Below are 7628 nucleotides of genomic sequence, written 5' to 3' on the forward strand. Positions count from 1 at the left end.
CTCATCGCGTGTCCCCCGTCCCGCCCGGGACCGCCGCCGCGAGCCGGTCCACGCCTGCGGCCAGCAGCTGCGGGGGCAGCAGCCCGGGGCCGTGGGCGCGGGCGAAGTCGTGGAAGGCCTCGGCGGTGGTGTAGGTCGGGGTGAAGCCGAGCGTCTCGCGCATCTCGCGGGTGTCGACGACCCGCCCGTGCGTGAGCAGCCGGATCTGCTCGGGCGAGAAGTCGGTGACCGAGACGGTGCGCAGCAGCTGCCCGATCCATGTGACGGCGGGCAGCAGCACCGGCACGGTGGGCTTGCCGAGCCGCCGGGCGGTCTGCGACAGCAGCAGCACCCCGTCCCCGGCGATGTTGAACGTGCCGCTGTTGAGCGTGCCGCGGCGGGCCTCGCGGGAGGCCAGCACGAGGACGTCGACGACGTCGTCCTCGTGCACGAACTGCAGCCGCGGGTCGTAGCCGAAGACGGTCGGCAGCACCGGCAGCTTGAAGAACTCCGCGAGCGGGGTGTCGGCGGTCGGCCCGAGGATGTTCGCGAAGCGCAGCACCGCGACCGCGACGTCCGGGCGGCGCCGCGCGAAACCGCGGACGTAGCCCTCGACCTCGACCGCGTCCTTCGCGAAGCCGCCGCTGGGCAGCGACTTGACCGGGGTCGTCTCGCGGAAGACCGCCGGGTCGCGCGGCGCGGAACCGTAGACGCTCGTGGTCGACTTCACCACCAGCCGCCGTACCGTGGGCGCCTTCTGGCACGCGCCGAGCAGCTGCATCGTGCCGATGACGTTGGTCTCCTTGACCTGCGTGCGGCCGCCGGAGCCCAGCGGGGTGCCGGTCACGTCCAGGTGCACGACGGTGTCGACGCCGTGCTGGGCCAGCACCCTGGCGATCATCGGCTGCCGGATGTCGGCCCGGACGAACTCCGCGCCGCCGAGGTCGTGCTCGGGCGGCACCGCGTCGACGGCGACGACCCGGGCCACCGCCGGATCGCGCTGGATACGGCGGACGAAGCGCCCGCCCAGCTGCCGCGCCGCGCCGGTGACCAGCACCACGCCGCCGCCCACTCTGCCCTCGCTCACGCTCAGCGCCTCCTCGGGGGAACACTCGCACCGTATCCCCTGCGCCCGGACACCGCCCGCCCCGACACAGACCCGTCACAGCCGCGACCCGGGCCCGTTCCCCGCCCGTTCCCCGGCGCCGTCCGGTCCCGGACAGCGCACTGCCCTCCCCCGCCGCCCGGAGGCGGTGGAGGAGGGCAGGAAGCGGGACGGCGGCCGCAGGGCCGGAAGGTCGCCCGCGCTCATCCCCGCCGTGGGCGGGGACGGCTGCTACTTCTTGTTGCGGCGCTGGACACGCGTCCGCTTGAGCAGCTTGCGGTGCTTCTTCTTGGCCATACGCTTGCGCCGCTTCTTGATGACTGAGCCCACGACTACCCTCGCTTCGGTTTCACTCGGTGCGGGGCGTCCGAGCCCACACGACCTTCGTCGGCCTAGCCTACCCGCCCCGAGCGGAGGGGCATAAACGAGGCCCGATCCAAGCCGTCATCTGCCCGCCGGGGCGTTCTCAGGCAGATTCCACCCCCACGTACGACTCCCGGAGGTACTCGTGGACAGCCTGCTCCGGAACCCGGAACGAGCGGCCCACGCGAATCGCCGGCAGATGACCGCTGTGCACCAGGCGGTACACCGTCATCTTCGAGACCCGCATCACCGCCGCAACTTCGGCGACGGTGAGAAAGACGACCTCGTTCAGAGGGCGCGTTTCAGTAGTAGCCATGTCACACCTGAACCTTCCGCACACGCCGGGCACCGGCTTCCCCTCCGGCGACTCAAAGCGGCATGTGCGCTCCCCACCAGATTAGGGGCGCATGAGGTATGTGGGGAAGAGGAGTTGCCTATGGATGACTACTGTGACAGCCAGGCCCGTTTGAGCACGTAGCGCGTCAATGGCCGGTAGTAATCGGACCTTACGGCGTCGTCCACCGGCACCGCCACCGATACGCTGCCCTCCGCCTCGGCGACGAAAACGGCGGGGTCGTCGCAGTCCGCCAGCCCGATGGCTTCAACCCCCAACTGACCTGCGCCGCACACGAATCCGTGATCTCCGACCACGAGTCCGGGCAGCATTCCGCCGTCTTCGGCGGCCGCCGCGAGCGCCGCTCTGACCGGCAGCGGCGAGTGGGTGTGCGCACCCGGCTCGACCGGCGCACCGTCACCCTCCGTGGCCACGGGACGGACGACGGCGACCCCTCCGACGTAGCGCAGGAGGTGACGGCGTACGCCGAACTGCGTGCGCATGTCCACTCCCGGACCATACGCAGGGGTGAGGACGACACATCCCGCCGCCGAGAGAGCGGCCGCCAGAGATGCGTAGAAACCGAGGAGGCGGTGTGGATGTCCTGTGCCCAGAAGGATCGGAATACGGTCACGGGCCGCCCGTGCGAGGCGCTCCGCGAACGCGTCCAGCGCCGCGACCGTGCAGTCCGGGTCGATCGCCTCCTGACCCGAGGTGTGCGCGGGATCCGCCGACACCCCGCACCGGTCGGCCATCAGCCGCAGCAACTCCGGTACGTCCCACTCCCCTTGCGGGTCAAGGCCCAGCGTCAGCCGCGGATCCCGGGCGGCGAACAGCCGGTAGCTCGCCAGGCTCTTCTCACGCGGCGTCCCGACCTTGCCGGCCAGGCCCGTCGCCTCCAGATGCGCGCGCAGCGCGCCCACACTCACCACGCCATGATCGTCCCGGCCCGTCCGCGGGGCGGCACCCCGAACCGGCCGAATTCACCCGCCGGAAACCCGTCCGGTCCGTCCGGCGGCGTCCCTGCACCCCGGCACCCCGCTACGGCAGCAGGCCGTGCAGCGGGAAGACGGCCCGCCGGGTCGCCAGGATGGCCTGGTCCAGCCGGTCCGCCGGGTCGTACCCGGCCTCCGCGAAGCCCGTCCAGCGCGGCTCGCCCCCGTCCGTCATGCGCAGCGGCGCGGGCTGCCGGGTGCGCGCGTACACCTCGTGCCGCCACTCCTGAGGCACCTCCGTGGCCGGTGCCAGCGGCTCCCCCGCGGCGATCGCCACCAGGTGCGTCCAGGTGCGCGGCACCACGTCGGTGACCGCGTACCCGCCGCCGCCCAGCGCCACCCAGCGCCCGCCCGCGTGCTCGTGCGCCAGCGCGTGGCAGGCCTCGGCCACCGCCCGCTGCGCGTCCACCGTCACCGCCAGATGCGCCAGCGGGTCCTCGACGTGGGTGTCCGCCCCGTGCTGGGTGACCAGCACCTGCGGCCGGAAGGCGGCCAGCAGTTCGGGCACCACCGCGTGGAAGGCCCGCAGCCAGCCCGCGTCACCCGTGCCCGCGGGCAGCGCCACGTTGACCGCGCCGCCCTCCGCGTCCGGGCCGCCCGTCTCCTCCGCCCAGCCGCTGGTGTGCGGGAAGAGCGTGCGCGGGTGCTCGTGCAGCGACACCGTCAGGACCCGCGGGTCGTCCCAGAAGGCCGCCTGCACCCCGTCCCCGTGGTGGACGTCCACATCGACGTATGCGACCCGCTCCGCGCCCAGCTCCAGCAGCCGCGCCACCGCGAGCGCCGCGTCGTTGTAGACGCAGAAACCGGCGGCCGCGCCCGGCATCGCGTGGTGCAGCCCGCCGGTGAAGTTCACCGCGTGCGCCGCCTCGCCGCGCCACACCGCCTCCGCCGCCGCGACCGACTGGCCCGCGATCAGCGCCGAGACCTCGTGCATCCGCGGGAAGACGGGATTGTCCGTGGTGCCCAGCCCGTACGCGGCGAAAGCGGCGAAGGAGGCCCGCACCGCGTCCGGGTCCTCGCCCGCGCGCATCACCGCGGCCATGTAGTCCCCGTCGTGCACGAGCGCGAGCGTCGACTCCCCGGCGGGCGGCGCCGCCACCACCGTCAGCGCCCGGTCCAGCCCCACCGCCCGCACCAGGCCCCGGGTGAGCGTCAGCCGCACCGGGTCCATCGGGTGTCCGGGCCCGAAGTCGTAGCCGGTGACCCGCTCATCCCACATCAACAGTGCTCGGCCGCTCATGGCCGACACCGTACCCGCCGCCCGCCGCCCCGAAGGAGCGCGCGTAGTGCAGTGTCGCCGCGACCAGCACCATCGGGACGAGCATGGCGCCGCGGTAGCTCCACGCGTCGCCCAGCGCGCCCACCAGCGGCGAGCCGACGAGGAAACCGACGTAGTTGAAGACGTTCAGGCGCGCGATGGCCGCGTCCGACCCGTGCGGGAACATCCGCCCGGCCGCCGCGAAGGTCTGCGGCACGATGACGCACAGCCCGAACCCCAGCAGCGTGAAGCCCAGCATGCCGACCCATGCCCCCGGCGCCACCGCCACCACCGCGAAGCCCGCGACCGCCACCACCGTCCCGAGCCGCACGACCGGCACGGCCCCGTACCGCCGCACCCCGAAGTCGCCGACCGAGCGGCCGAGCAGCGTCGTGACCATGTAGACGGCGTAGGGGACGGTGGAGAGCTGCTCGGAACTGTGCAGGGTGTCCTGGAGGTACTTCGCGCTCCAGTTGGAGACGGTCGAGTCGCCGATGTAGGCGAAGCTCATGACCAGGCACAGCGGCAGCAGCACCCGCATCGCGACCTGCGGGCCCTTCCCCGCGGCGGCCTCCTGGACGGCGGGCCCGTCGTCCGCGTCGCGGTACCAGCGGCTCGCGGCGAGCGTGAGCGGGATCATCACCGCGGTGAAGGGCCCGTAGACGGTCACCAGGGCGATGTGCCAGTGCGCCCCCGACCAGGCCAGCACCGAGCCGACGATGCCGCCGAGGCTGTAGGCGGCGTGGAAGCCCAGCATGATGCTGCGCCCGTACGCCCGCTGGAGGCTCACCCCGAGCATGTTCATCGACGCGTCCAGCCCGCCGACGCACACCCCGAACAGCGCGAGCGTCACCGCGGCCGCCCACATCCGGTCCCCGGCCCCGAGCCCGACCAGCACGAGCGCGACGACCGGCTGCACCCAGCGCAGCACCACGCTCGGCCGCACCCGCCGCACCAGCTGCTCGGTCACGACGCTGCCCGCGCCCGCCAGGATCGGCACGGCCGCCAGGAACACCGGCAGCAGCCCGTCGCTGATCCCGTAGCGGTCCTGGATCGCCGGGATCCGGGTCACCAGCAGCGCGAAGAGCGCCCCTTGCGCGAAGAAGCTCACCGCGAGGGCGGCGCGGCCCAGCCGCAGCGGCCGGGCGGGCTGCGGGACGTCGCGTACGTCGCTAGCGTCGCTCATGAGCGAGCACGCTAGACGCGAAAGCTACGGTTGAGTAGGTGTCCGGCGTCACGATCCGGCGTCACCTCTGACCAGGCGCGGGAGCGGCCCCCGGTTCAGCCGGAGAGCAGCGCGGGAAGCTCGGCCATCCCGCCGAAGAGCGCGGTGGCGTCCGCGAGCTTCGCGGCCGGTGTCATCGCGGTGTAGCCGAAGACGTCCATCCCGGCCGCCCGCGCCGCCTGCACCCCGAGCGCGCTGTCCTCGACCACCACGCACCGCTCCGGCGCCACACCCATCGTGCGGGCGGCGTGCAGGAAGAGGTCCGGCTCCGGCTTGCCGCGCCCGACGTCCTGCGCCGAGAACAGCCGCCGCTCGTCGAAGCGCCCGTAGAGCCCCGTCGTCCGCAGCGCGACCCTGATCCGCTCGTGCGTCGCCGACGACGCCAGGCAGTACGGCACCCCGTCCGCCGCCAGCTTCTCCAGCACCGTCCCGGCCCCGTCCACCGCCCGCAGCTCCTGCTCGAACGCCGCGAAGACCCGCCCGTGGTAGGCCGTGTCGAAGCCCTCCGGCAACGTCCCGCCGTGCCGCTCCCGGACGACGTCGTGCACACGGTGCATGGCCGCGCCCATGAAGTCCCGGACCGACTCCTCCGTCGTCGTCGGATACCCCGCCTCGGTGAGGCACTGCGCGAGGATCCGGTTGGAGATCGGCTCGCTGTCGACCAGCACGCCGTCGTTGTCGAAGATGATCAGTTCATACCGCACGGACCCACTCTAGGCGGCTCCGGTACGCGGGCCGGCCGGCCCGGGTGGCTGCACCTGGTGGCCACCGGCCGCCCGCCTCAGTGGATGTCGTGGTCGGGGTGGGCGTCGTCGTACGCGTGCCGGGCCTCGGCGATGACACCGCGGTGGGCCAGCGACCAGTCGGCCAGCGCCTTGACGAGGTGGGTGAGCCCCGCGCCGGTCTCCGTCAGCCGGTAGTCCACCTGCGCGGGCACGGTCGGATAGACGGTACGCAGCACGAGCCCGTCGCGCTCCAGCCTGCGCACTGTCAGGGTGAGCATGCGCTGCGAGATGCCGTCGATCGCCCGCTGGAGCTCCCGGAAGCGCCGCGGCCCGCCCGCCAGCTCGACGATCACCAGCACCGACCACTTGTCGCCGATCCGGTCCAGGACGTCCCGGATCCCGCAGTCGGGATGCTCCGGCAGCCCGCACGGATCGAGGGCCGCGGGCGCCGTCGGCGCGCTGACCTGGGCGGTTACCGCGGTGTGCGTGACGGACATCGAAATGCCTCCTTGTGGCCGGTGGACGGCCGATCAAGGATCAAGCCTAGTTACCGAAGAGAACCACGGCGGCCCGCCGCACACACACGGACCGCCGAGAACGACGACGAACAACGACGAACAACGAACGACAGAACGACGACGGAAGACGGCGACTGATCATGATCCTGGTGACCGGAGCGAACGGAAACCTCGGCAGGGCCACCCGTGCCGCCCTGCACGCCCGCGGCGAGACGGCCCTCGGCGGCAGCCGCACCCCGGCCGAGGGCATACGCCCCCTCGACTTCGACACCCCCTCGACCCTCGACCTCTCCGGCGTCACGACGCTGGTCCTGGTCTCCGCGGGCTACGCCGAGGACGACGTGGTGATCCGCCGCCACACGGCAGCCCTGGACGCGGCCGTACGGGACGGGGTCGGCCACGTCGTCTACACCAGCCTCACGACCGCGGGCGACCACCTCGGCTTCGCCCTCGCCCACCGCGCGACCGAACGCCTCCTCCAGGCGAGCGGGCTGCCCTGGACGATCCTCCGCAACGGCCTCTACGCCGAGCTGTTCGGCGCCCTGCTGACGCCGGCGGGCGACGCCGGTGTGCGGTCCCCGTTCGGTGACGGCGCCCTGGCCGCGGTCGCCCGGGACGACCTCGCCGAAGCCGCGGCCGTCGTCGCCGCGGACCCCGGCGCCCACCAGGGCCGCGTCTACGACCTGGTCGGCACCCCGATCACGGCGGCCCAGATCGCTGCCGAGCTGGGCGCCCCGCACCACACCCTCGACCTCGCCGAATACCGCCGACGGCTGCTGGAGACGCCGGACCTGCTGCCCTTCCAGCCCCCGATGCTGGCCTCCCTCGCGTCGGCCGTCCGCCACGGCTTCCTGGCCGACACCACTCCGGACCTCGCCGAACTCCTCGGCCGCGAGCCCCAGGACCCGCTGCCGATCGCCGTAGCGGCGGCAAAGTGAGGGCGGGCGGTCAGAGGTCCTGAACGCGGTTCTGAACGCAGAAAAGCGTCAGCCCCCGTGCTGAGCACGGGGGCTGACGCTTCATCAATATTCGTTCGGCGGTGTCCTACTCTCCCACAGGGTCCCCCCTGCAGTACCATCGGCGCTGAAAGGCTTAGCTTCCGGGTTCGGAATGTAACCGGGCGTTT

General features: G+C 72.7%; 9 protein-coding genes and 1 rRNA gene. 1 reads left to right on the forward strand and 9 read right to left on the reverse strand.

The window, feature by feature from the left end; translation table 11 throughout:
* Window position 1: 1 nt before the first annotated feature.
* The 8 genes from ACH4PY_RS36515 to ACH4PY_RS36550 all read right to left on the reverse strand — a co-directional run bounded on the left by ACH4PY_RS36515 (window position 2) and on the right by ACH4PY_RS36550 (window position 6481).
* Entirely contained in the window at window positions 2–1066 is a 1065-nt protein-coding gene (locus tag ACH4PY_RS36515) for an NAD-dependent epimerase/dehydratase family protein (protein ID WP_398192826.1), read from the reverse strand.
* 249 nt (window positions 1067–1315) lie between these two features.
* Window positions 1316–1414, reverse strand: coding sequence for a 30S ribosomal protein bS22 (locus tag ACH4PY_RS36520; RefSeq protein WP_003948845.1), 99 nt, complete (start codon window positions 1412–1414; stop codon window positions 1316–1318).
* A 136-nt stretch (window positions 1415–1550) separates the two neighbouring features.
* Window positions 1551–1763, reverse strand: coding sequence for a helix-turn-helix domain-containing protein (locus ACH4PY_RS36525; protein ID WP_031524045.1), 213 nt, complete (start codon window positions 1761–1763; stop codon window positions 1551–1553).
* A 128-nt stretch (window positions 1764–1891) separates the two neighbouring features.
* The gene (locus ACH4PY_RS36530; RefSeq protein ID WP_398192827.1) at window positions 1892–2713 is read right to left on the reverse strand and encodes a phosphatase; all 822 of its coding nucleotides are present in this window, start codon (window positions 2711–2713) and stop codon (window positions 1892–1894) included.
* Between the two features lie 109 nt (window positions 2714–2822).
* Window positions 2823–4016, reverse strand: coding sequence for an acetoin utilization protein AcuC (locus ACH4PY_RS36535; protein ID WP_398192828.1), 1194 nt, complete (start codon window positions 4014–4016; stop codon window positions 2823–2825).
* On the reverse strand, window positions 3985–5220 hold the full coding sequence (locus ACH4PY_RS36540) for an MFS transporter (protein WP_398192829.1): 1236 nt from the start codon (window positions 5218–5220) through the stop codon (window positions 3985–3987). Before ACH4PY_RS36540 ends, ACH4PY_RS36535 begins: the two co-directional genes overlap by 32 nt.
* A gap of 95 nt (window positions 5221–5315) precedes the next feature.
* Complete coding sequence (locus ACH4PY_RS36545; protein WP_398192830.1) at window positions 5316–5963, reverse strand: HAD family hydrolase; 648 nt, start codon at window positions 5961–5963, stop codon at window positions 5316–5318.
* Between the two features lie 77 nt (window positions 5964–6040).
* Window positions 6041–6481, reverse strand: coding sequence for a winged helix-turn-helix transcriptional regulator (locus tag ACH4PY_RS36550; protein ID WP_398192831.1), 441 nt, complete (start codon window positions 6479–6481; stop codon window positions 6041–6043).
* Between the two features lie 161 nt (window positions 6482–6642).
* On the opposite strand from ACH4PY_RS36550, the gene ACH4PY_RS36555 reads away from it, so the two are divergent.
* The gene (locus tag ACH4PY_RS36555) at window positions 6643–7440 is read left to right on the forward strand and encodes an NmrA family NAD(P)-binding protein (RefSeq protein ID WP_398192832.1); all 798 of its coding nucleotides are present in this window, start codon (window positions 6643–6645) and stop codon (window positions 7438–7440) included.
* Window positions 7441–7533: 93 nt separating this feature from the next.
* Here ACH4PY_RS36555 and rrf read toward each other — a convergent pair.
* Window positions 7534–7628, reverse strand: a 5S ribosomal RNA gene (gene rrf / locus ACH4PY_RS36560); the annotation flags it as partial.

This window comes from Streptomyces sp. NPDC021224, from assembly GCF_044332905.1.
In the GTDB taxonomy this organism is placed as follows: Bacteria; Actinomycetota; Actinomycetes; order Streptomycetales; family Streptomycetaceae; genus Actinacidiphila.

Coding starts and splice junctions, on each gene's coding strand:
- ACH4PY_RS36525 (WP_031524045.1), bottom strand. CDS start 1,763: ATGGCTACTACTGAAACGCGCCCTCTGAACGAGGTCGTCTTTCTCACC.
- ACH4PY_RS36555 (WP_398192832.1), top strand. CDS start 6,643: ATGATCCTGGTGACCGGAGCGAACGGAAACCTCGGCAGGGCCACCCGT.
- ACH4PY_RS36550 (WP_398192831.1), bottom strand. CDS start 6,481: ATGTCCGTCACGCACACCGCGGTAACCGCCCAGGTCAGCGCGCCGACG.
- ACH4PY_RS36535 (WP_398192828.1), bottom strand. CDS start 4,016: ATGAGCGGCCGAGCACTGTTGATGTGGGATGAGCGGGTCACCGGCTAC.
- ACH4PY_RS36540 (WP_398192829.1), bottom strand. CDS start 5,220: ATGAGCGACGCTAGCGACGTACGCGACGTCCCGCAGCCCGCCCGGCCG.